Annotated in this window: 14 protein-coding genes; 4 read left to right on the top strand and 10 right to left on the bottom strand. The window is 45.8% G+C overall.

What is annotated here, in order from left to right:
- Positions 1-103: 103 nt before the first annotated feature.
- The 4 genes from NV381_RS08770 to NV381_RS08755 all read left to right on the top strand — a co-directional run bounded on the left by NV381_RS08770 (position 104) and on the right by NV381_RS08755 (position 3,770).
- Entirely contained in the window at positions 104-1,051 is a 948-nt protein-coding gene (locus NV381_RS08770; RefSeq protein WP_258212895.1) for a metal ABC transporter solute-binding protein, Zn/Mn family, read from the top strand.
- Positions 1,052-1,141: 90 nt separating this feature from the next.
- Entirely contained in the window at positions 1,142-1,912 is a 771-nt protein-coding gene (locus tag NV381_RS08765) for a metal ABC transporter ATP-binding protein (protein ID WP_258212894.1), read from the top strand.
- 5 nt (positions 1,913-1,917) lie between these two features.
- Positions 1,918-2,889 carry a metal ABC transporter permease gene (locus tag NV381_RS08760; protein ID WP_258212893.1) on the top strand — a complete coding sequence of 324 codons (972 nt, stop codon included), beginning with the start codon at positions 1,918-1,920 and terminating at the stop codon, positions 2,887-2,889.
- The gene (locus tag NV381_RS08755; RefSeq protein WP_258212892.1) at positions 2,886-3,770 is read left to right on the top strand and encodes a metal ABC transporter permease; all 885 of its coding nucleotides are present in this window, start codon (positions 2,886-2,888) and stop codon (positions 3,768-3,770) included. Before NV381_RS08760 ends, NV381_RS08755 begins: the two co-directional genes overlap by 4 nt.
- 100 nt (positions 3,771-3,870) lie before the next feature.
- Here the strand turns inward: NV381_RS08755 and NV381_RS08750 are convergent, their stop codons facing one another.
- The 10 genes from NV381_RS08750 to NV381_RS08705 form a co-directional block, all read right to left on the bottom strand.
- Complete coding sequence (locus NV381_RS08750; RefSeq protein WP_258212891.1) at positions 3,871-5,724, bottom strand: S-layer homology domain-containing protein; 1,854 nt, start codon at positions 5,722-5,724, stop codon at positions 3,871-3,873.
- 82 nt (positions 5,725-5,806) lie between these two features.
- Positions 5,807-10,783 carry a pectinesterase family protein gene (locus NV381_RS08745; RefSeq protein ID WP_258212890.1) on the bottom strand — a complete coding sequence of 1,659 codons (4,977 nt, stop codon included), beginning with the start codon at positions 10,781-10,783 and terminating at the stop codon, positions 5,807-5,809.
- 23 nt (positions 10,784-10,806) lie between these two features.
- Positions 10,807-13,248 (bottom strand): hypothetical protein, encoded by a 2,442-nt coding sequence (locus NV381_RS08740; RefSeq protein ID WP_258212889.1) that lies wholly within the window; start codon positions 13,246-13,248, stop codon positions 10,807-10,809.
- 554 nt (positions 13,249-13,802) lie between these two features.
- A complete protein-coding gene (locus NV381_RS08735; protein ID WP_258212888.1) occupies positions 13,803-14,912 on the bottom strand; it encodes a Gfo/Idh/MocA family protein in 1,110 nt (369 codons plus the stop codon).
- Between the two features lie 30 nt (positions 14,913-14,942).
- On the bottom strand, positions 14,943-16,208 hold the full coding sequence (locus NV381_RS08730) for an extracellular solute-binding protein (RefSeq protein WP_258212887.1): 1,266 nt from the start codon (positions 16,206-16,208) through the stop codon (positions 14,943-14,945).
- A 25-nt stretch (positions 16,209-16,233) separates the two neighbouring features.
- On the bottom strand, positions 16,234-16,683 hold the full coding sequence (locus NV381_RS08725; RefSeq protein ID WP_258212886.1) for a MaoC/PaaZ C-terminal domain-containing protein: 450 nt from the start codon (positions 16,681-16,683) through the stop codon (positions 16,234-16,236).
- Positions 16,680-17,840, bottom strand: coding sequence for a CaiB/BaiF CoA transferase family protein (locus NV381_RS08720; protein ID WP_258212885.1), 1,161 nt, complete (start codon positions 17,838-17,840; stop codon positions 16,680-16,682). The genes NV381_RS08725 and NV381_RS08720 overlap by 4 nt, the downstream gene beginning before the upstream one ends.
- A gap of 33 nt (positions 17,841-17,873) precedes the next feature.
- The gene (locus NV381_RS08715; protein WP_258212884.1) at positions 17,874-19,022 is read right to left on the bottom strand and encodes an ABC transporter substrate-binding protein; all 1,149 of its coding nucleotides are present in this window, start codon (positions 19,020-19,022) and stop codon (positions 17,874-17,876) included.
- A gap of 372 nt (positions 19,023-19,394) precedes the next feature.
- Positions 19,395-23,282: a hypothetical protein gene (locus tag NV381_RS08710; RefSeq protein ID WP_258212883.1), complete on the bottom strand. Its 3,888-nt coding sequence runs from the start codon at positions 23,280-23,282 to the stop codon at positions 19,395-19,397.
- A 67-nt stretch (positions 23,283-23,349) separates the two neighbouring features.
- Complete coding sequence (locus NV381_RS08705) at positions 23,350-24,705, bottom strand: four-carbon acid sugar kinase family protein (RefSeq protein ID WP_258212882.1); 1,356 nt, start codon at positions 24,703-24,705, stop codon at positions 23,350-23,352.
- Positions 24,706-24,733: the final 28 nt, after the last annotated feature.

Raw genomic sequence — 24,733 nt, 5'->3', positions numbered from 1 at the left:
GCATGAGACAACTTTCGTAAGGCATATTTTCAAATACTATGGATAGATGTTCTAAAAGAGAGGCTTCATTACTAATGACAATGACTAAGGGGTGTATAATTTCATGAATTACAAGGTCAAGCCTGCTTTTACAAGATTGTTTATCACACTTGCGTTTTTGTCCCTGCTGCTGCTGACTACTGCATGCTCCACACAAACAAGCGGTGAAATGGATGGCAAATTAAAGGTAACTACCACGATAGGCATGATAGCAGATGTTGTGAAGCAGGTGGGCGGCGATCATGTGGCAGTAACCGGTCTAATGAAATCGGGGGTGGATCCCCATTTATACAAAGCATCCCAAGGGGATGTGAAGAAGCTGGAGCAAGCTCAAATTATTTTCTACAACGGCCTGCATCTGGAAGGTAAAATGGTCGAAATCTTTGAGAAAATGGGCAGCGAAAAACCAACCGTAGCTGTATCGCGTAACCTTCCGGAGAAACAACTTCGCGGCTGGGAGGGTGGCGAGGCCTCTCATGACCCGCATATTTGGTTTAATGTGAAGCATTGGATTTCCGCAACGGAGGTCATACGTGATGAATTAAGCAAAGTGGACCCAGCCAATGCGGCCAGCTACAAGAACAATGCGGCAGCGTATATGAAACAGCTGGAGGAGCTGGACCAATATGCGGCGAAGCAGATTGCCTCCATTCCTGAGAACCAGCGCGTGCTTGTAACAGCTCACGATGCTTTCGGATATTTCGGTGATGCTTACGGAATTAAAGTAATGGGGCTTCAAGGGATAAGCACAGCATCAGAATACGGCTCGAAGGATGTAACGGATCTGCGGGAATTTCTCGTAAGCAATAAGATCAAAGCTGTGTTCGTTGAGTCCAGTGTGCCTAAGAAATCGATCGAGGCCGTTATACAAGGAGCCAAGAAGCAGGGCCATGAAATCAAGATTGGCGGAGAGCTGTTCTCCGATGCTATGGGTAAAGATGGCACAACCGAAGGGACTTACATCGGAATGGTCCGGCATAATGTTGACACCATTGTGGGTGCTTTGAAATAAGATAACTTACCGAGAGCCCAGAAAAACATCAGGAATGATGTTAACAGCCCCCCATGCAACCACATATCAATTACAAAGGAGATGTGCCTCATGAAGTCTGCGAAGCAAGCACCATTGACCATAGATAATTTGACCGTAGCTTATCAAAATAAACCAGTACTAAGGGATATCGGCTTTGAAATTCCCGAAGGCAAGCTGATTGGCATTGTCGGTCCTAACGGAGCAGGCAAATCAACGCTCATCAAGGCAGCTCTTGGCCTTATTCCCCGGGTAACCGGCAGCGTGTCCATTTACGGCAAGCCGTACACGGGGCAGCGCAAGCTGGTCGGCTACGTGCCGCAACGCGAATCTGTGGATTGGGACTTTCCCATCAGCGCGTTGGATGTTGTCATGATGGGGCGGTACGGCCACTTGGGCTGGTTTAAACGGCCTGGAGCGAAGGAACGGAACATCGCCATGGAATCTCTGGAGAAAGTCGGCATGACGGACTTCGCCGGCAGGCAAATCAGCCAGCTGTCAGGCGGCCAGCAGCAGCGGATTTTTCTTGCCAGAGCGCTTGCCCAAGACGCTATGCTCTATTTCATGGATGAACCGTTCGTTGGCGTTGATGCCGCAACAGAGAAAGCAATCATAACTCTGCTGAATGAGTTGAAAAAGCAAGGCAAGACCGTCTTGGTCGTGCATCACGATCTGGCAACCGTGAGGGAATATTTCGACTGGGTTATGCTGCTGAATGTACAATTAATGGGGATCGGACCCACTTCCCAAATTTTCACCAAAGAAAATTTACAACAAACCTATGGTGGACGCTTGACCCTTCTATCCCGAGACGATGATGCTATCATCGTCAGCACGAGGTGAGCCCCATGTTCGATATCAATTGGTTAGAGCTGTTTCTCGATCCCAATACTCAATGGATTCTGCTTGGCAGTGTGCTGCTCGGCTTGAGCAGCGGCGTCCTCGGCAGCTTCGCTTATTTGCGCAAGCAAAGCTTAATGGGCGATGCGCTGGCTCATGCTGCGCTTCCCGGTATATGTATTGCTTTTATGCTTACCGGCTCCAAATCAATTTTCTTCTTTCTGATCGGAGCTGCTGTAGCCGGTTTGATTGCAACCTTCGGAGTCGGGTTCGTAACAAGAAATTCACGGATTAAACAAGATTCCGCTCTCGGCATTGTGCTGTCCGTCTTCTTCGGTTTGGGTATTGTCCTGCTTACCCAAATCCAACATAGCGATAGCGGCAACCAGAGCGGATTGGATAAATTCCTATTCGGGCAGGCGGCCTCCATGGTTCAATCCGATGTCATTGTTATGACAATTGTGGCGCTCGTTCTAGTGCTGGCTTGCACCCTCCTGTTTAAAGAATTCAAGCTGCTCAGCTTCGATTCCGGCTTTGCCAAAGGACTGGGCTATCCGGTTGCTTTTCTTGATCAGCTGCTCATGTTTCTGATCGTTGTTGCTGTCGTAGTTGGCATTCAAGCGGTTGGTGTCGTGTTGATGTCCGCTCTGCTAATCACGCCTGCTGTTTCAGCCCGCTATTGGACGGAGCGGCTCGGTGTAATGGTCGTTCTAGCCGGCTTCTTCGGAGCCGTCAGCGGCTTTGTCGGTACATTGATCAGTACGACTGCCAATAATTTACCTACAGGCCCGCTGAGTGTGCTTGCAGCGACCTCTTTATTTCTGATCTCGGTTATATTCGCACCGCGCCGTGGAGTATTATCCAAAGTGCTAGTAAGGCTAACGGTTAAGAAAGCGGTGCTGCAGGAACAACGGGATGCTGTCATGGTTGTAACGACTTCAGCAGTAACTTCAACTTCGAGCAAGGAGGCACAGTCATGAATGACTTTTGGATATTGCTGACAGCGGCGCTGGTCGCCTGCTCCTGCAGCCTGCTCGGTTGTTTTCTCATCCTGCGCAAGATGGCCATGATCGGCGATGCGATAAGCCATTCTGTGCTGCCGGGTATTGTCATTGCCTTCTTGCTGAGCGGGTCGCGGGATTCCTTCTGGATGCTGCTTGGAGCATCCGTGCTGGGACTTATTACAGTCTTTCTGATCCAATTGTTTCAACAGGGCGGTGTTCAGGCCGATGCCTCTATTGGGGTAGTGTTTACTGCATTATTCTCCATCGGGGTGGTGTTGGTTAGCTTATATACACGCCAGGTCGATCTGGACCTTGATTGTGTGCTGTACGGCGAAATCATACGCGTACCGTGGGACACCCTCACATTTGCCGGAATGGATATCGGCCCCAAAGCTGTATGGGCACTCGGATTGGTGCTGCTGCTAAGTGCCGCGGTAATCGGCTTATTTTATAAGCAATTCAAGATTTGCTCATTCGATCCAGCCATGGCTGCAGCCGTTGGCATTCCGGTTGTACTGTTTCACTACGTTTTGATGGGACTCGTTTCTGTTACAACTGTGGCATCGTTTGAAAGCGTGGGTGCAATCCTCGTAGTTGGTATGCTGGTCGTCCCAGCTGCAACCGCCTACTTGTTAACGGAGCGCCTCGGCGTTATGATCGCCTACAGCATGATCATCGGCGTGATCAGTTCTACTGCCGGCTATTATATGTCCGTGCTTCTGGATGCATCCATTGCAGGCTGTATGATCACCGTGGCTGGCGTGCTGTTCATCATCGCGCTGCTGTTTTCTCCAAGCCATGGAGTGGTGTGGCGCAAGCTGAAGCAGCGCCGTGGGATGGCGGAAGAGGCGGTTTAGTGCAGTACAGCAAGCTTGTGGCATAAGTAAAAACGCCTTCCTCGTTCAATTCCGAACGAAAAAGGCGTTTTTGTTATTCAGCTATTAAAGCCCTACTCTATCAGTATTTATTGTAAATCCTGTACAGTAGAACCGCTGCTTCCGCTCTAGTAGCATTTCCTGTTGGGTTCAGCAGGTTTCCACTGCCTTCTACCACACCCGCGCTTACCATAGCTGCAATATCATTGGCTGCATAAGCGGCAACCTTCGACTTATCTGTGAATGAAGCCAGATCGTCCGCTGTACCTGATGAGCTCCATTTACCTGCCTGCTTCAAAGCTCTGGATATAAGAACAATCATATCCTGCCTCGAAATTTGCTCTCGGGGGTTAAATTGATTATCCCCTTGCCCCTCAGCTAAACCTAATTGCTTGGCAACACCTACAGCCTTGTAATAATAGTCGTTAGGTGCTACATCGTTAAAGTTTGAACTAATTGATGCCTCCAACCCCAGCGATTTGGTCAACAAAATCATGAAATCAGCCCGGGTAATATTAGCTCCGGGATTAAAGGATGTATCTGAAACTCCTGAAATAATCCCTTTGGAAGCCATAACCTCAATTGATTTCTTTGCCCATGAAACAGAGCTTAGATCCTGGAAGCTTTTCAGATCATAGACAATAGCGTAACTGCTGAAATGGGACGTCTTGAATGTCACCATCCCGCTTGCAGAATCATACCTTCCGGTTGGAACAGCCTGAGCGCTGCCCTGCTCGTCAATGTACCATACAACAATGTGCTCCGGATTTTGCATTTCTTCAGCTGTCGGCTGGTAAGGAACAGATACCGTAACCGAAGTGTTGGGATTATTGAACGGTATGACCTTGCCGTCAACGCTGATAGTTAAGTCGATGACTGGTCGATTGCCGATCTGGCTTTTAAGTGCAGTTGGTAAATCATTTTTGTCTTTTAGTCCGATAGTCAATGTAATCTCTTTAGCTGCTGACAGATCTATATTTTTCAATATATTGGGTTGTATAACAACAGTTCCAATGTCAGTAGCTATTGTTAAGTTTACATTTGATGAAGTGGATGAAAAGAAGTCTGCCGTCGCTTTTAAAGCGTACTGCTTCGCTCCTTCGACATCAGGAATAGTTACTGTGATGTTTTTCAGACCTTCCGCCTGAGCCTGCTGCAATGCACTTGCATACTGGGCAGCATCCAGAGCTGCAGTGGCAACGCCGGTCGATGGATCCAGCTTTGCAGTTAGCTCAATCTGTGTTCCTACTTGACTAATTGGTACAGTTGGGGAAGGTGCGCCTCCACCTGAGCCTGAAGTAGGTGATGTGGAACTACTCGAATCACTCTGGATACTAAATGTTGTAATTTTAACAGCATCACCTTCAATGCCCCAAACTTTCACAGTGTAAACTCCGCTCCACCTTTGACTCATTGTATAGCTGAACTGATATGCTCCGTTTGCTCCGCTTTTCCCTTTATCCGTGTAGATGGCCTCATTCAAAGGGTTTCGAACCTCGACGTTGACTGTGTTTCCTTCTGTGCTGCCCATGTTGCCGGAAATGTTGATTGTTGTACCGCTGACGGATGCGTTGACAGTAACATTTTGAGTAGAAGCCACTTGAAAAGTCGTAGCTGCCACCGCAGCCTCTTCCCCTCCGACGCTTACAATATAGGTTCCATTTACTTTATTAATTAGCGAAAAGCTGAATTGATAAGCTCCATTGGCACCGCTTATTCCTTGATCTAACTGTTGCATTTGATTATTGGGGTTCCTAACTTGCAGCGTCACGATTTTTCCAGGTGTAGAACCAAAATTCCCTGAAACCACCACTTTCCCAGTGATACTGTCGTAAGTTGCGTTTACTGTTGTCGGTGCTGTGGCAGCAGTTGCCACAGGAAGCATCGATCCGAAGCAAAGCAAGAACGATAGTAGGATTACAGTCCATCTTCTCAAGCGTATTCCTCCCTAGGGTATGTACACGAGAGGAACAGCAATAATGCCGCCCCTCGTGTCCCTTTCAATTGAACAGCTAAAATTACTGTACAGTGACTACATTCGAGATCACTGTCTTATTTGTTATGTTGTTCCATACAAAAGCTTTAATGGTGTAGCCCATTATATAATCTGGTGATTTTAAAATGGCTTTTATTTGTTTATTCGTACCTGCAGAGATGGATTGATCTAATAAAGAATACCGAACCATTTGGTCCTGCTGATTAAACATTGCTACAACTAGAACACCACTCTGATTGACTAAAGAATTATTCTGGACGGTCACATCCGTAACTAAAGTTGTTGAATTACTTAGTCCAGTAAGTACGTTACCACTGAGATCTTTTAGAGAAATATTTTTAACTGTAAAAACTGCAGCACCCCAATTTTTATTGTAGGTAATTTGATAAGTCTTCGAACCTGTATTTCCATAAACATCAATTCCTGATATTACGATCTCATTTATTCCCTCCTGTAAAGTTAACGGTACATTAAATAGAGTATCTGCCGATATGTTGAGATTATTACTCACTGTTACTCCATTCAATTTGATAGTGACCGCAGCAGTTCTACTGATCTTACCTGCTAAATTAAAAGCCGACACATTAACAGAAGTAGGTATTGGTAATGCGGGCGTAAAGAGAACTGCTGATTTATTATAGGTAACCTGCAAAGTTTTAGAATTAACTACATTTCCATAAAGCTCACTATTCTTTGCAGAAATGTTGATCGTGTTCATCCCTTCATTCAAATTAAGCTTATACGAAAATGCTGCTCCTGCTTCTGCATATATAGAATCCACAACGGTAACTCCATTGTTAGTTACAGTTAATTGTGTCCTGTCTACTACACTTCCTTTTATTGAGTAATCGGGGATATCCACCGCCTCACTTAGGGGATTACTTATAGAGAAGAGTGCGGAACGAGTGAATTTCACATCGCTAAAGGAAGCCGCAGTTAAATAGTCCGCGTTGCTTGTCAATTTAGGAGCATCCACTGCCATACCTGCATATACCGTATCCCCCATATCGATTTTTTTGGACCCAACCAGAGTCCAATTGACACTATTATTTGATAAATAACCGTAAACTGTATTTTGATCTCTTACTATCTTCAACCAGAAAGGGGCCTTAAGTGAGGAACTTCTTACTAAATCCTCACTATAGTCTCCTCCCTTAACATCTCGATGCAATAAAGAAATCTTTCTGCCGCTTGTATCTACGGCCTTGTCACTAGTACCATCAGGGGTTAGAAAAAGTGCTGTTGTCTTAGCATCGGGATCAAGGCTGTCTCGAATCATTAGCCCTGCTTTAGTCCTCTCATCAATTTCAGAAGCGAAGCCAACATTTGCGATCATTTCAAAATTACCTTGAACCGGTTGATATACATATTGAAAAGAATCCGACTTATTTCGAATTTCTCCAGATCCTTTAACCATATATCTCGTCCCATTTAGACTTCCTGTTCCCGGGATACTCACTTGACCGATATCTTTGGAAATCCAAGGAGCAACATTATTAGGACCATTTACATAAATAATAGACACTGAAGACAATGTCATTACACCGTTATTGTCCACCGCCTTGGCATATACATAGTGCTCTCCTTCTGGAGCATTAGTCCATGTAAACTCATAAGGCGCCGCCGCCTTTTCCCCAATTTTTTGATCACCGTCATAAAATACTACCTTGGCAATGCTTCCATTTGTAGCATCTGAGGATGCATTTGTGGTAATCTTTATCGAATCATTCACTGTAAAAGCTTGATGCATCGATGGGCTGACAATGGCTATATTAGGATTTAGCGGTACTGCAACAACCAATGAATTGATATAATTTTCAAGATTCGTATAACCGTTACTGCTAATTAAAGCACCATCTGTCTTTAAGTTCGGATTTAAACCGTGAGCTATTTCCCAAGAGTCTGGAATGCCATCCCCATCGCTATCGTTAGGAGCTACTGCAGAATTTAACTCAGGTAACCCACCATCACTTGCAATAGTGTTAATAAGTCTGCCCTTACCTAATTTAACATCATTCATAATCTTCTGATCCAGAGAATCACGTTTCGGAAGAGATGCCCCCGCACTTTGAAGCACTTTTTCATAAGCAACCGTTGCCGAATCCGTATTAACTGGTCCACCGATAGGATCTAATGCATCTGGTATAATCATAGGCTTAAGCTTACGGATAAATGTGCCATCTGGAGAAATCGCTTTAAAGCCCCCGCTGGAATTTTTAACCCAGTTGTCAGCTGTTACATCGGCAGCACCTTCCATGAAGTTACCGTCGATATAAAACGCCCCTCCTCCTCCTCCTATATCTGAGGGATTAATAATTCGGCTTTTTACCCCGTCAAAGGTACTAGGTCCTGGCTTATAATAGTTGTTGATCATATTGATTCCAACTGCCTGTTCCCCACCGTATGCAGAGTTTCCTCCCCAGTTATAAATGACGTTATTGCGATAATCGATTTTAGTAGGAAAATTGTCAAAATCTGTTTGTCGATCGAAACGCGGATTTCGGCTATTATGATTCACAATGAGATTATGGTGATAGGTGGCGTTCGTACCTCCCCATATTCCTCCATAGCCATGAGCCCCTTTATCATGGATAGACTGATTCAAGCTATCACTAATAATGCTCCACTGAACTGTAAAATTTTTGCGATTCTTTACTGAGAAAGTCTCATCCGTACTCCAACTAAAGGAGCAGTGATCAATAATTACATTATTTCCCGAAATATCAGCTGTATCGCTTAATACTTCAATTCCGTTTCTAAACCGGATATATCTGACAATAATATCTTTACCAGTGTCATTATTCCCAAACTTAACCATATAACCGCTGATAGCAATACCATCACCAGGTGCGGTTTGACCAGCAATAGTTAAATTAGAATTTGTAATGTCCAATCCTCTCTTGAGATTGATAGTACCGGAGGTATTAAATATAATTGTTCTATTTCCTTGACTGATAGCATCCCGAATGGTTCCTGGTATAACTGCTTCACCTTTTGTAGTATCATAATCATTCAAATTATCTACCACATAAACTTCAGCTCCCCGCCCACCCTTCGTGTACATGCCTGCACCTTCTGCACCAGGAAATGCAGGTACTCTAGGCTGCTCATTTGGGTCAATTTTAATGGAGATTGCTTGAGCGGTTGTTGCAATTTCTGAACTGTTGATATAACGGTATTGTATGGTGCTGGTGCCCGGTTGACTTACTTGTAACTCTGCAACATATGTAGTCCATGGACCGTTGTTGATCCTATACTGAACTCGATTCTCTTCTGGTAGTTCCCCGTTAACTTCCATGTAAATCATAACAGGCTTGGTATAAGAACCTAATTGTCCGTCTGGAAGGGCTGGAGCCACCTTAGCGGTTACTTCTGGAAAAATCTTTGGAATAACAATTTTCCTTGATGGGTCCCATCCTTCAAAGATTCGTGGAATGGTCAAATCACTGGCTTCCTGCGCTGACATCTGTGAAGACATCTTACGAGTTGTTGGACTTGCACCAGGCCCCGAGCTGTTATATTCAGACAAGTAATAAGTACTCAGTCCTTCTGTCATCGGAGTCCATCCATCTACATGAATATGATCATCCATCCAAGTATTGATATATCGCACAGTTGGTTGATCCTGCCATGGGCGGCCCAAGTAATGCTTGCCTTTTGTAGAGATATCTTTCATAAGTCGAGAATTAATAAAAACTAGTCCAGGAACGTCCCCGTTCGGATTTTTTGTAGCAGCTGCAGTAACATACCCCCCCATGTCAGAGGAATCAGATGAATTGACGCTAATGGCATCAACATGGTCAAATATAGCGGCAGTTGCTGGACCATAAATATAATCAGTACGGCCCTTGATTTCACTGTTATGATAGTACTGTCTGCTTTCTTTTGTATCGTAAGAAACTCCTGCGTAAAGCGTATCTTGGTAACCCACAATTCTTACATTATCAAAAACTACTTGATCTGATGCAACTAATACAGCAAGTGCTCGACCATTCTCAGCTTTGGAGTTGTTTTCAATTGTCAGGTTTTCTGCACTAAATTGATTTGCCGTGCTGCTCTTTGTATCACCAATGGATAGAGTCGCAGTCTCAAGTGGTTGTAATAGAGTACTTCTATTGTTTGGATTTACCGTTTTTTCTGAATCATTATAAATAATTTTTGTTTTATCCCTACCAGCCCCCACTAAGCTTACAAAAGGAGCTCTAATAGTTATTTTTTCCTGATAGGTACCTGGTTTAATGTAAATAACCTTACGGCTCGCATTAGTTGAGGGAATTGTTGCAAGCGCATCGGTAATATTAGAATAATCTCCACTACCGTCCTTAGACACAGTAATCACTGTGGCAGGTACAACAATAATTTCTTCTGAATTTTGGCTGATACCGCTTAAATTCAAAGATGATACTACATAGTAATAATGCTTCCCGTTGGTGACTGATGCATCTTTATATACAGTAGAAGTCAGATTGCTTCCGACTGGGGAGTATGGACCACCGCTTGCTTCACTTCTAAATACTGTGTACGATGTTGCATTCAATGCCGCTGACCATGATAGTTCTACACTCCCGTCATAAGCAACCGCTGAGAAATCTGCTGGAGCCATGGGAGCCGCTGCGGTCGATAAATATGGAGTTGCCTTAACTTGATTCGAAATGATACTCTCTGTTGCTAAGCCAACAGCTGTGACCACATAGTAGTACATGGTGCCATTAACAACAGAATTATCCGTATAACTCGTGCTCACAATATTACTAATGTTAATAGTGCTATAAGGTCCGCCGTTAACAGTGCTACGTTTCACATTGTATGATGCGGCACCTATTACTGGACTCCAAGATAAATCAACGGTAGCATTACCAGAAACAGCTTTTAATTCTGATGGACTCGCTAATATAGAGGATGTTTGGGCAGTTGTAGCTGCTCCAACACTTTGTAAATCAAATAAAAAGATATTTAGACCAAGTAGTAAGCACATCCCTATATGCAGGGCTTTTTTCATTTCATAACCTCCTTAACCGTATATTATTGCAGTTGGACTTCATCCGATAATGGCTTCATTCCATTCAGGCTGTCCCAAATAAACGCCTTCATATGGTAGCCGGTTACATTAGTCGGTAGAGTAAATCCTGTTATTAGTGTCTTTGTTTCTCCTGGTTCAAAATCAGCAATAACACTGGAATAGTTAAGCATGGAATTGTTTCCATCATACAAAACAAACCACAGAGTAATTTGTTTGGCTGATGCTGATGAATTAGTCACTTTTCTTTGTGCCAGAATATCCTTCGATGGTGATAATGCACTAGAAAGATTTCCATTTAGATCATATGTTGCCGCTTGCCCTGCCCAAAACATATAGCTGATTAAATAATTAACCGTTCTTACATTTCCAGCAAGATCTACAGATGAGATTTCAACTTGGTTAGATCCTTCCGCTAAGTTTAGCGGATATGAGAATGGCTCATACGCGGCTTTTACAACAGAATCTGCTACTTTTATACCATTGTGTTTTACAGTCAATTTAGCTGACTTGCTTACAGAACCTTGAATAGTATAGACAGCATCTTTAACCGTAGCTGGAGGTGTAGAAATGCGAATATCCGGTGAAATTACATCATAATTAATGACTGCCGTTGACTTCTCTGACAGTGTAGAATTATCTCGAGCAGCGTACACTTCGATAAGATTGGCTCCTGGCAGCAAGCTCAAATTTACCTTAAATTTATTATTTGGCAGAAAATCCTTGTACAACGAGACAACACTTTGGTTTTGATAAACAGACAATGTAACATTTTTAGAGTACACATTATCACTTATTGAACCTGTTAAAGAATAAGAAGGAGAATTAACCCATTCTTTTATAGGATCCAAAGTCAAACCAATCGCGGTACGCTTAACCATTACGAAATATCCTGCGTTTTTACCTGCTTTAAAGTCCATATAGTTGTTATACCCCATCGTCACTTTCTTACCTGAAGCAAAATCTTTTTTGTAAATTTTAAATAAGTACGCAGTCGCAGCATCGCTCATTTGTATAGTGTCCCCTGTGTCAGTCCAGTCTGACAAAAACAGAGGAAGCGTTGTTTCAAGTATATCTACTGCCACATACACTGTAGCATCGTCTTTAACAGTGAAGTCTGCGATATCTGGGAAAGCAGTACCGTCAGCTGCATTAGGGTATGTCATTGTATCGGCTTGTGTAGTTCTAATCCAATCCATACTCGTATATTTAGCTGGAATAGATGTAAACCTGATAGTTTTATCTGCAAATGTCAAATCGCCGATATTCATCCCTGAATTAATAGACCATTGGTTTGCATTGTAGTTACTATATGCTGTGACAGTTCCAATCACACTACTATCTGGTGTTGAGAGCGGTGTGCTTGCATAAGGAGTACCTTCAAATTCGAATATCTCACCTTCGTAGTCTATTTTATTTAACTCATCCCTAGTTACTACTGAGAAACCTATGACATAAGTCTTACCATTTGTTAAGGGAACTGATTTTTTCTGTATGGGGTCATAATAACTGGAAGCACTTGGCCCCGGAATAATGTTGCTAGAAAATGCGTTCTCTGTGTAATTTGCTGTTGCAGAAAAATTTAACCAATCCGCTTGTCCCTTTTCCTTTATCCTCCAGCGATATTTTGAAGCCCAAGTATAGGACTCAGAGAAAAACGCGATCTTTGTGTTTCTCCCTACAACACTGGTGACAAGAGGAGCTTTAGGGTATGGATTAAATGGAATACGTGTAACCTTTATTCCACGAACATACAAATCTCCGGTTGCAGCTGGTGTAGCGATTGATATTTTTTTTAGATCATTGACGTTATTAGTATTTTGCCTAGCCTTAATTAATTTCCCGTCCACCCATATACTGAATTTTTTAGTTACTGTGTTCAGCTCTATTCTCATGGTATACCATTGATTCAGGTTATACGGGGTAGCCAGATCTGTCGGAGCTGTATCAGGAAAATACACAATACCTTTCGATGCATCCAATCCCGCATTAATCAGATTCGTTGCTCCACCACCAGGAGGACTGAACAAAAGTATTCGGTCTTTCATCTTAGTAGTACCTTTTTGCATGAAAGTGATCTCTGTTGAAATTGTACCTGTCAAAGTCTCACTGAAGGTCTTACTAATTTGGAATTCAACACCGCTTCCAGCTCCTTTAACGCTAAGATGAAGTGCTTTTTCATTTGTAACTGGATCAACTTCCACATTAGCGGATCCTTCACCTGCCGAAAGTGTTGAATAATCGAATCCAAGTTGCGAGGCCGATTGTCCTTCAAAGGCTTGAGTAAAATCTTTGTTAAAAACCGTTACAGGATCATAAACACTATCTGCAACTGATGATAAAGATCCAATATCTGCAGCCGATGCAGGTGTCACCCACATCCCGCCCCCAAAAAGAGCATTCAACAAAAGCATAAAACATAAAACACGTGCAATTTGATTACGCAAAATAAAAGGCACCTCCAAAGAAAAAATAGGTTGCATGAAATAAATTTCTGGTGCTTGATCCTAATGAAGCAAAAATGCTTGACCTATGTATCAGCAAAGCGATCGATTGGACCTGATGTTAGATGAATTATCACTTTAGATTAAATTTTCACAACCTTTCCATCTTCCCCGATGCTGAACCTTAATCTTCTATCACCCCTTTCAATAGAGAACGTTAGTGTGTTATTCTTACACAACATGTAATCGCTCTCATTTAATCTGTATTTCAGTACACTTCCTAGGACTAAGTATTAATTAGCACTTACAACGTGCAACCGCTTCCAAATTTTAGGATGCTTATACTTAACTAAATAAAATTCCCGATCTTATGTTGACTATATTACAAAAAAATCCCCGCATCATAGGTTGATCCCTTCTAATTTATAGGTTATTTAATCCATATCCACGTAAAAAACCACTCAGGCAGAATCAGAATCTCAACAAGACGCGCTCGTTCATACTTTGTAATTAATGACACACAAAAACGACCGGTATCCCTACCAGCCGCATTCCCATTAAATATCCACTTCCTCCAAATAAACCGGACGATTCTCCGTCATCGAGCGATACGCAGCAAAAACAGTCTGTAAAGTAGTCAAATTATCCAAAATGCTGTTCTCAGGCTCACGATTCTCTTCAATAGCCCGCATCAACTCACCCATGGTCCCCATGAAAGCATGAGGGAACCACCTACCTTCCAATGAAGGCGAGTAGAGTCGCCCCGCTTCCAAGCTATTGCTGTAAAAGCTTATCGTATCCTCTTGCCCAGTCGGATAATTATAGAGCGCTCCGTTAGTCCCGCTGATGTTGCCTTCGGTCCCTTCGAAGCGGAACGTAGCATACCAGTCATCCTGCGGCATATGATTGTTATGATTATCATGGATAAGACCGCGGGCTTCACCGGGAAATTTCATATGGATCATCGTACGGGTTTCGCCTTTATAAGGCTGACCGGGAAACTTGGATCCATCCGCGTATACATACTCCGGGCTCAGCCCCAGCACGTAGCGGACTGAATCTATATAATGGATGCTGTGATACATTACTTCAAGCGTAGGGATCTGTACAAGCCATGGCCAATTTTCCCATTGTGTATGAACATTGACTTGGATCGAGGCTTGCAGCGATGCTCCAAGCCAGCCATTCTTAACTATAGAGCGGCTTGCTTGAATGCCGGGAGACCAGCGCATCTGCTGATTGACGGCAGCCTTAATGCCATAAGCAGCACAGGCTTCCACCAAAGTCTTCGCTTCACCATAAGTTTCCGCTAACGGCTTCTGGCATAAGATATGCTTGCCTTGTGCCGCTGCTTGCTTAGCTACTTCTGACTGATATTTAGCCGGAACCGCAATATCAACGATTTCAACCTCAGGATGCTGCAGCAGAGCTTGCAATGAAGCAAATACCACCATGGAAGGATACTCCTGAGCGGCCGCTTCTGCTTTGATTCTGTCCAGATCGTAAATACCAATGACACGAAATCCAGCCATCCGATATGCAGGCAAATGTGCGTGAACAACTATCTCTCCAGCGCCAACGATTGCAATCCCTTTTGATTTATCATGAGGCATTTGTGGTTTATAGTCCAGGTTGATAAGTCTATCACCATCATGAACTAGGCTCATTCGTATCTCCTCCATTCAACAAGTCATTCGTCAGCAGTAGCCGCCTTTTTTCAAAATATTATGCACTTGTCCAGCAGCCTTCGCCAGAGCCTCAGATACGCTGCATCGAAGATTCAAAGCATCATCTACCATCTGTGACAGCACTTCGTTTATCGCAGGATATTCGGGAATCGGCAGCGGACTGTTGACATTTTGATGCACAATCTCTATGTTTCTGTAATATGGAAATTGCTTGCGCACTTCATCGTCTCTCCATGTGGATAAACGTGTCCCGTTACCTCCGCACATCGAAGTCGCTTTATCCATCGCAGCAGATGCCGTTTCTTTAATGAATTGGTAAGCCATAGCTTGATTCGTGCTGCCTACCGGGATACCAAGTATCCAATAAATATTGAGCGACATGTGGCGTCCATCCGGCCCATCACCTTTTGGAATTAAGCCCGTGCCTACTTTCCCAGCAATTATAGACATGCTCGGCATTTCTGCAACGGCAGCGAAGCCTGCCCAGTTCCACATCATAGCTACGCTTCCTTGAGCAAAATAATTGCCACTCTTAACACTATCCATTTCCAAAGCTTCCTTAGGCACAACTCCATGTTTATGAATCAAATCAACCAAAAATTGCAAAGCTTCCTGACCGATACTCTGATGAAAAACCGGCTGCCAATCACTCGAAACCAACTCACCGCCACGGCTCCAGAGCTGGATTAGAAAGTCGTACACATTATTATGGCCATCGGGATAGGACGCTGTTAATGCACCATGCATTCCCTCTTCCGGTCTGGTGAAAAATCTCGCTGTATCTACGAACTGACTCCAAGTCTCAGGCACTTCCAACGGATATCCATATTCTTTATAAAAAGCTTCCTTTTCCACCTGATCGTTAAATAAATCACTGCGGTAAATAAACATCTCCGGACCATCATGGTACGCAATACCATAAACGCTACCGTCCTTGTCCGTTTGCAGCCCTCGCATACTGGAAGACCAGGCCAGGGGCCAGCCTTCAGGCGGATCTGCGTGAAGAAACTCATTCAGCGGAACCAACAATCCTTGCTGTATCGCTTCCGGCAGCCAATCTGTGACGCACAGAAATAAATCATGCGAATCGGAAAGTGCTTCCTTCCCTGCAATCATGCGATCATACAATCGGTGAATTTCCTCAAACTCCCGTTCAATATCCCATCCGGTTAGTTTTTTGAAGTAGCTTGCCTGAACCCCGAAAGAAGCTTCAAACCCAGCAAACTCCCGTGAAATCAGCTTCAGCTTGTGACTATTCGCATCTATTGTCTCCATTCATTCCGCCCCCGGCTCGCTAACTTTAGGTCTGCTGTTGTTTTCTTACCATTAGTAAATGGTCGCACACCAATACGGTTTCACCACGTTGATTAAATGCTTCACATCGCTCGCTTACGATACCGAATTCCTGACGTTTAGGATGATCCTTCTTTTCATGAATAGTCGCACGGACTTTAATTGTATCCCCGATAAAGACAGGCTTTACAAATCTCAATCGGTCATAACCGTACGAAAATGCCTCGGGATTCACCTCTGCCGCCGTCATCCCAACAGCCACGCTAAAAATCAACGTGCCATGTGCAATTCGCTGGCCAAAGTCCTGTTCCTTGCACCACTCTGCGTCCATATGATGCGGATAAAAGTCACCCGTCTGCCCCGCATGCATCACGATGTCTGTTTCTGTTATGGTTCGGCCAAAAGACTCCCGAGCTGACTCAAGCTCATATTGCTCAAAAAACTGCGATCGAATCATGCGTTTAATACCTCCGCCTTGATTTTATCATTGTGCTCCCCGATTTTTGGCGCTCCTACAGCAGAAGTAAGCAAGCCGCCATCAATGCGTATAGGACAACGTGTCGTTGTAAGCGCGGCCCCACTGCCGTTCACCGTTTGCTGAGTCATGTTCAAAGCCCGGAATGCCTCATGTTCCAATAGCTGCTTCCAATCCAGCACTTCGGCACACCAATAATCAGCAGGTTCCAGCCGGGCTATCCAATAGGCTGTCGACTGGCTTTTTAGATGATCTCTTAGAATCCCCTTAATCTCATCTCTGCGCGAGAACCATGTGGAAGGCTCATGAAAAGAACCCAGTGCGGCGCATTCCAGCAATTGTCCTAATTTGATGACAGATCCCATTGCCAAAGCAAGATAACCGTCAGCAGTTTGATAAATACCATACGGTGCCCCTAAGTAGGCGTTGGCATTGTTTACCGTGCTTCGCTCAGGCAGCTTGCCACCATCGTTCATGTGAGTGGTAAGCACCTCGAATTGAAAATCGAGAATCGATTCCAACAGGCTTACCTCTACATGCCCACCGATTCCCTTCAACCCACGCCTTACTAGGCAAGCAAGAATGCCCTGCACCAAATGAGCGCCTGCAAACATATCCGCAATAGATAGCCCAAAAGGAACAGGCGGCTGATTCGCATCTCCATTAAGCCAAGTTAATCCCGAGAGCGATTGGACCAATAAATCCTGTCCCGGCTTGCCGTTCCATGGACCTGTTTTTCCATAACCCGTAATTTCCCCATAGACAAGACGCGGATTCCATTCACGAACGGCTTCATAATGCAGCCCCATCCTTTCGATCACGCCTGGACGGAAATTTTGGATCATCACGTCGGCTTTTTCTATCAAAGCGCGGATCAGCTTAAGATCCTCAGGATTTTTCAAATTGGCTGAAACACTCTCTTTATTCCGATTGATGGAATGAAACAAGGTGCTATCCCCATCCAGCTCCATGTTGGAAATATACAAGCTCCGGCATAGGTCACCGCCATCTGGTCGTTCTACCTTAATAACTCTTGCTCCGAGATCCGCCAGCCTTAATGCCGCGGAAGGGCCTGATAAAAATTGGGCAAAATCAAGCACAAGCAAGCCCTCTAAAGGTCTGAAGCCCGCTGCTGTCATAGGTGTCGCTCCTTTGTGATTTCTCATTTGATTCTATTTGGTATTTAAGGACTCGCGATACAAGCGGTTCATCTGCTCCAGAATAAGCTTGTGATCGCCACCGTGCATCATATAGTCGCGAACGTAATCTCCGGCATGATCCTGAAAATGCAAATAGCCGTTATACCTCGGTCTTACATAAGCTTGGTCCAGAGTCGATAGTGTATTCGCAAAATACTGCCCGGACTGGCGATTATTGTCTTCATCCGTCCATGCTTTTCTATGCCCCGGTTGGCCTCCGCTTGCTGTATACAATGTTTTCTGAATCTCAGGGGATGCAGCAAACTCGGCATAGCCCAGTGCCTCCGATTTGTACTTACTGGATGCTGATACGGCAAGGCCAGTACCTCCAAGCGTTGAACGCAGAGGGCCATTATCCTTATATGCAACCAACCCGCCAAAGGACAGTCTATGCTTGCCATAACCCGCACGTCCATAGTTGGAATATCCATAGGCAAAAGGACAATAGGCTACATGTTCCTGCTGCGCCATGGCTTCATATACGGCAATTGGATTCCATCTGAAAATATCCGCACTGCAAAGTGACGCCAGCTCCCGCAGCGCTTCCAATGCAGCATGTCCGATTTCGCTCGAAACTACCTCTTCTCTGCTTATGAATGGTTCTTCCCCATTGGCTAAGCAGAACATATAGAAATTCATAAGGCTATCAATCGGAATAGCCGGGAAAGCAACGACTCCCTTACCAGCCAGTTGAAGCAATTGATCCCAATTCGCAGGAAGCTCCAGCCCTTGCTGCTGCAAAAGATCGTCCCGCCATGAAGCAACCGGCGTTGCAGCGTCAATGGCCAGCGCAGTTTGACTGCCGTCGAATTGATAGCTCGCATGAGATCCTCCGACGGAATTTGCAGCCTGATCGCGCATGTAATCCTCAGGCAAGTACTCATTTAACGGTAGAAGCACACGGGAATCTGCTGCATAGCCCGCCCAAGGATGATCAATGACAAGTAAATCATATTGATCAATTAGTGCTTGAATCGGTAAATCTGCGAATTCCTGCAAGGATCGTTTGTCCCACTGAATCGTCACGTTCGGGAACAGCTCCGAGTACCGCTGCGATGTGGCTACCATGGGAAGATATCCCCTTGTGTGATTCCATGTGATGCCGCGAAGTAAAATGCTCATTTCAAGCCTCCTACAGATTAGGATAAAAGTGATCTGGCACATGCAGCCATTAACGCATGTGCAAGGATCACATATGATGGCACATGGATTGGAACTAACTGGAAAAACTCCCGCTAATCTGATTAGTTTTACCCACCTGTCACATCTAGCTGGATTTTCAGGAGCTAATTTGGCAGCTTTCACCACTTAGAGGTGTTTTCACACAAATTAGAGGTAGTTTTTCCAGTAAGATGCTCCTAAATGGTACTGAAGACAAAAATTAGCGGGATGTTTTCCAGTTCGTGCTGCCATCTGCTGCCATATAATTGGGATCAGCTTTTAAGCAGAAGGCTGGCACTAAAAACTACCAACTGATTCCAGAATACAGCTGATTTAATCCTGACTACCAGCCACAATACGAACAGGCCCGTATAAACCTCCGCTTGGGAACCATTGCTCCCAGTCTTGTTCCTCCTCATGTCGCCCTTGGTTCCAGTAGGTCACATCCGTATTGCCGCCAACAAGACTAGTGGGTCTGCCGACTTCATAGTATGTGCCTAATGTATTAGTCACGCGAATTCGAAGACTGTGCTTCCCTTCCGGCAAGTCAGGGAGTGCGAAACGATAAGGTCTCCACAGCCTCACGCCTAACGGCTTAGCATCGACCCATGCTTCTGCGGTCCCACGCACATGACCCAATTCAAGCTCGGCGCCAGACCTGGTCGATGCCGATACCTCGAAATCCGTCTCATATTCGACGGCTCCACCATGATGTGGCAAACATAGAGCTGTCCGCCAATCGCCTAATGCCCCTTCTGCCGGAACCGCCTCGAAGCGGATCGGCGCGAGCAGAACTGCCGCTTCCGAATAGGGCCCGTTCGGCACTATTCTTACAGCCGCTATGGCTCCAGCCGGTTGTGGAGCAAATTCGGCACTGCCCCCTTTGGCTGCTGCTTCAGAGCCATTGATCCAGACACGCATCTCACCTGCGCATTGAATATGCAGCCTCGTAGAACCAACAGGCATCGGAAAACGGAGCCAGACTGGTCTGCCGAGAGAAGCAGGTTCAGCCGAAAATGACAGCGGCAATGGATCAGGCACAGAATCCGGCATCAACCAACCTACCTGCGGAAGAGGATGTGGTCTGGCAGAAATCCATAACGATTCGGTCTCAGCAAATTGAAGGATGGAAAAATGATGAATTCCAGGAATACCTCCCTGCTCATCCGACCAGTCACTTCCGGTGCAGAAGGAAATGGACTGCCCATTAAGCAGCTCAATCAGTCCGTCTGCAAACACCTCCCCCTTGCCCTCCGGCAGCGCAAATCTGATTTCGTTAACGCCATACCGCCACATAGCCGTAATGTCCACTTCTTCCTGCCCCTGCCGGATATACGGGTTGAAATCACCGTGCTCCGTTACCTTGATTCCGTTCACGTACAGGATAGCCCGACCACGGGCGGCAAACACAATTCGAACCCTCTTGTATGGTTGCTCGGAAGGACAATTGATAGTCTTGCTCAAGCTTGATTGCGGATTCGGCTGCCGGGTAAAGAGCCATTTGGGAAGCTGTGGATGTGCCAAGCTATTCACTTCAACGCCTGCTCGCATTAAGCCATTGCCAATAGCCTCAAACCTTAACAGCAGCTCATTGCTCCCTTCCCACAATTCAATCCAAGCTGTACGCTCCTCCGGTCCTCCAATCCATTCAATCTCCTGACCGTTTATCGATCCGGTAACATTGGCGTTGCTTTCAGTCCGGATCCAATAGCTCCCTCCCTTGGGGGCAGATACGTAAGTTTTTGCCCACACAAGCTCCCTCTTTTTAAAGCTGCCCAGATTGAGAAACCTGCGTGGAACGCGTCCCATTCGTCCTGCCCAGGAACGCATAGTAAGATCCCCGAATACGTTGCTGTACACTTTGGGATTGGAACGGGATTCTTCGTATTGTTCTCCTTCACAAATTAGCCAATAGGTCGATTCGCTCCATAATCTTGTTAGCCATTCAGATTCGTCAATTTCCGGCTTATGCCAGCCTTCCTTCTCTCCGTCGGTAAGCTCACTTTCAACACGGACACTCATACTGCGGCGTTCTATCGGCATAAACTGACTTGTATCTCCATGTAAATCAAAGTCCCCATACCGATTGTCCAATGTTGATTCTGCACGGATTTGCCAGCCTTTTTCGGGAAGTACTATCGTTTGCTCAGAGTCGTCCTCCGTACCGGATTGACGGACTACTGCCGGAAACAAGCGAGCAGGCTGGTCTTCGAGCTTGGCTATTACTTTCTCTGCTCCTCCAAGGTCATCTTCATCCACACAGACGATCAAAGCACCAGGCCACGATGCAAAAGGTACCTCAACCTCTATCCACTCACCTTCACGCTTATATGCGATAGGCTCCGTGTTTCCATGTACCGGATCCCAATATTGGGGGGTGCGAGTTGTTCTTAAACGATATACAGCTGAGGCTGGTAAAATGGTTTGAGGAGTCGCTGGTTGATGCATAGATAATAAAGTGCCCTTCGCAGGAAGCAGCAGGAAAACATCGGTATCCTCCGTTTTTCGGCACAGTGACTCACCCGGTCCATCCACTCTTTTGGGGATCCGAGCTTCTATCCATGCAGCCGCCTCCTCTGCGGTATCCACGTAAATGGCGTGGGCTAAGTCCCGCTCCTCTTCCGGCACATTAACGGCAATAACAGAACCACCCTGGTTTAGCCAAGCTTCAATACGCGTTCGAGCCTCTTCATCCATGACCGTCGTTCCACATAAGAGCAGCACGGAAAAGCGCTCATCTGCGATTTTTAGCTTAGAACCTTCCAGTTCCGATTTATGCAAAGCGCTGTCATCTGTTATATCAAAATCAATCTGGGCCTGCCGAAGCACACCAAGCTGTTTTTGCGAGCGCCGATTCGAGCTGCCGGTAATGTTACGGTAAACGCTTTGAATATGCGTTACTCGCTCATGTGATTCCCGATTCGCTACACCCATTGGATGCTCGTTAACTTTGCCATCGGACAAAGACAAATACCCGCATACTGCATACGACGGGTAATGGACGGCTACATCGCATACATGAGATCCCTCGCTCAGCAAAAAGCAGGCGCGGCTAATCGTATCCGCAAAAACCGGGTAATGCTCAAAATAAGGCTGACGCCATCCCGTATCCGGCGGTGCCCATTCCCACCAGCCGCCTCTTGTGCTGTAATAGACAGCGTGCGGACTGTATACCGTAGCACCCGCTTGGAACCAGGGAAGCAGCCAATGCATCGTTTCTTCCAATGTCCCGCCCCAACCGCTGGAATGGAATGATTCCAAAAACACCCGCGAGCCCCCGTGCAAATGAACCATCGAAGAGTGGGGCTTGATCTCCCCATCCATATCGGTTCCCGGAGCATTATACCAGCGATGAGTCCTGAAATAGTCCAAATAGATCCGCTGCGCCCCATTAGGATCGGCTCTTCTCGCCGGTCCAGCCTGATCGCAGCAAATAAGCATTCCCCGCTCGCGATGCCATTCGCCAAGCGGTATAAAAAAAGATTGCTCGGCTAGCTCAGCCGCGAGTCGGTATACCCGGCGCCGCACCTGCTCCGAGCCGGGCAATGGATCGAACAATGCTGGCAGATGTGGAGCCAGCTCCTCCTGAAAGCGCTCCCTATATTGAGCGGACAATTCAGGGGTCCATAATGGAAGCGGTGGAAGCTCATCTTGAAAGCTTCCTGCTATTGTTTTGCCTAGATCGTGAGGAAAGCGCCGCTCTATTTCGCCATGAACCCGGTCAAGCAGTTGCCCTGTGGCACGGGGATCCAGCCAATTGAAGCCCTGCCGGACAGAAGCGTATGTATGCTCGTTTGTTGCAAAGAGGACCACTGACGACTCGGGAAGCTCTTCCTCAGGCAAAAATCTGCGAAGCTGGTAACCTGCCATATCCGGTGACTCCGTGACGATACGAGCCGGCATATTCGATCCGGAGAACCCAATTTGGTCATAAAACCAAAGATACATGCCGAGCCGCTCTGCTTCACGCAAAGCAACCTCGAACATGCACCACCAATCCTCACTGGCATACACAGGACGGTCACTTACAGAACCGTACTGGGGACCCGTAGGTGCCAAGTTGATAATACCAATATTGCGTAAGCCGCCATCACGGAACTTTTGCATTTGCCAACGAATCCGTTCTTCCGTCACTTCCTCGGCACTCCACCACCAGAAGGGGACCGGCCCAAAACGCGGATTCGCTTGAGCGAAGCTTTTTTTCAATTGGTATATGTTCATTTACATTATCGCCTTTCCCTTCCAAATCAATCGAAGACTGCACCCATCATCTTGTATCCTTGAAATCTCAAGCTCTCCCTGTCCGCACCTGCTCAAAAAAATGTGACGGTCCAACCTGACCGCCTTTTAACACAATCTCCAAGCCATCCAACCGTTCATCCTTCGAAAACATCCTGCAAAGAGGCCCTCCAGGAACAATCGGAGCGATCATCTCTAAGGCGTAGCTATCCAGCTTGCTTATTGCAAAGCCAGACGTATCTCCCCCTGCGAAAACAACACGCTTTAGACCTGTCTTCAAAATCAACTGCTTGGTCATCTCACCTAATCGCTCGCCAATCATTAGTCCACTTGCAGCTGTTTCACGCTCTTCATCCTTCAATCTCTGCTGTACATGTCCAATCGACATATCATTTGGCCCTAAGGCTGTATATAGAATTACATTTTTTCCAACACGAAGCAGCTTTTCCGCTTGCTCCAGCAAAGCTGAAATCCCCTTAATCTCCTCATCAAACAAGAACTCCTCGGATACCCGAATTCCCGCATAGCCATGAGCCAGCGACCATTCGATCTGAGCTTGCGTTACTGGAGAACAGCTGCCGGACACTACGAGAATACGATCAACCGCCTCTGCCTTCATATTGGGCAGCTCTGTTGGAAGCAATCCATTTTGCTGCCAATAAGAGACAAGTGCATATTCCACACCTGAAGACCCTACTACAAACAATGGGCTGGCATCGCTTTCTTGCATCAGCAAGCTTCCGATTTGAGTGAGGTGGTTTGGGGTCAATACATCGAATAGCAAAATATCCGGTTTACTCTCGATTAGCTGCTTATAGCGCTGCTGCAATAATAAGGGATTTAAATCCAAATCCAGCACATTTACTAGCCCAATAGACTTGTTGGTTTGTTTCGCAAGATGAACCCTTAGATCTGCTTCATTCATAGGAGTAATAGGATGCTTGCTCATATTAGGATGCCGATCCAATCGAACGGTACCGCCATCCCCACCCATTGCCGTAAAATGATTCCCAAACACCGTATAACGCTTCAGTAAAGGACATCCTGCCACAACAGGAGTGTACCGCTGCTCTTGAAACAGCTCCGAGCCTATATCGATCACTTTACCGATGCTGCCCGTTATTGGGGATGAATCGAAGGTGGAGCATACTTTATAATGGGTAATGTCGGCCTTGAATTCACGAAGTGCCTGAAGCTGTGGCCGCAGCTTACGGTCCATTTCCTCTGGTCCCAGAGTTCGGCTCACGCCTGCAACACCAAAGCCGTCATAATGGGCAAACTTCTTATGCCACATCGCCGGATCAGGGACCTCCATAAATAAAATAATACGAAGACCACCAGTCGTCAGCGCCTCAAGAACATCCGTTGAGCCTGTAAAATCATCTCCATAATAACAGATACGCATTCGTGTTTTCCTCCGTAAGCTGCTGGTC

The organism is Paenibacillus radicis (ex Xue et al. 2023), assembly GCF_024722015.1.
GTDB lineage: Bacteria > Bacillota > Bacilli > Paenibacillales > NBRC-103111 > Paenibacillus_S.
This window is presented reverse-complemented; position numbering and strand designations above follow the sequence as displayed.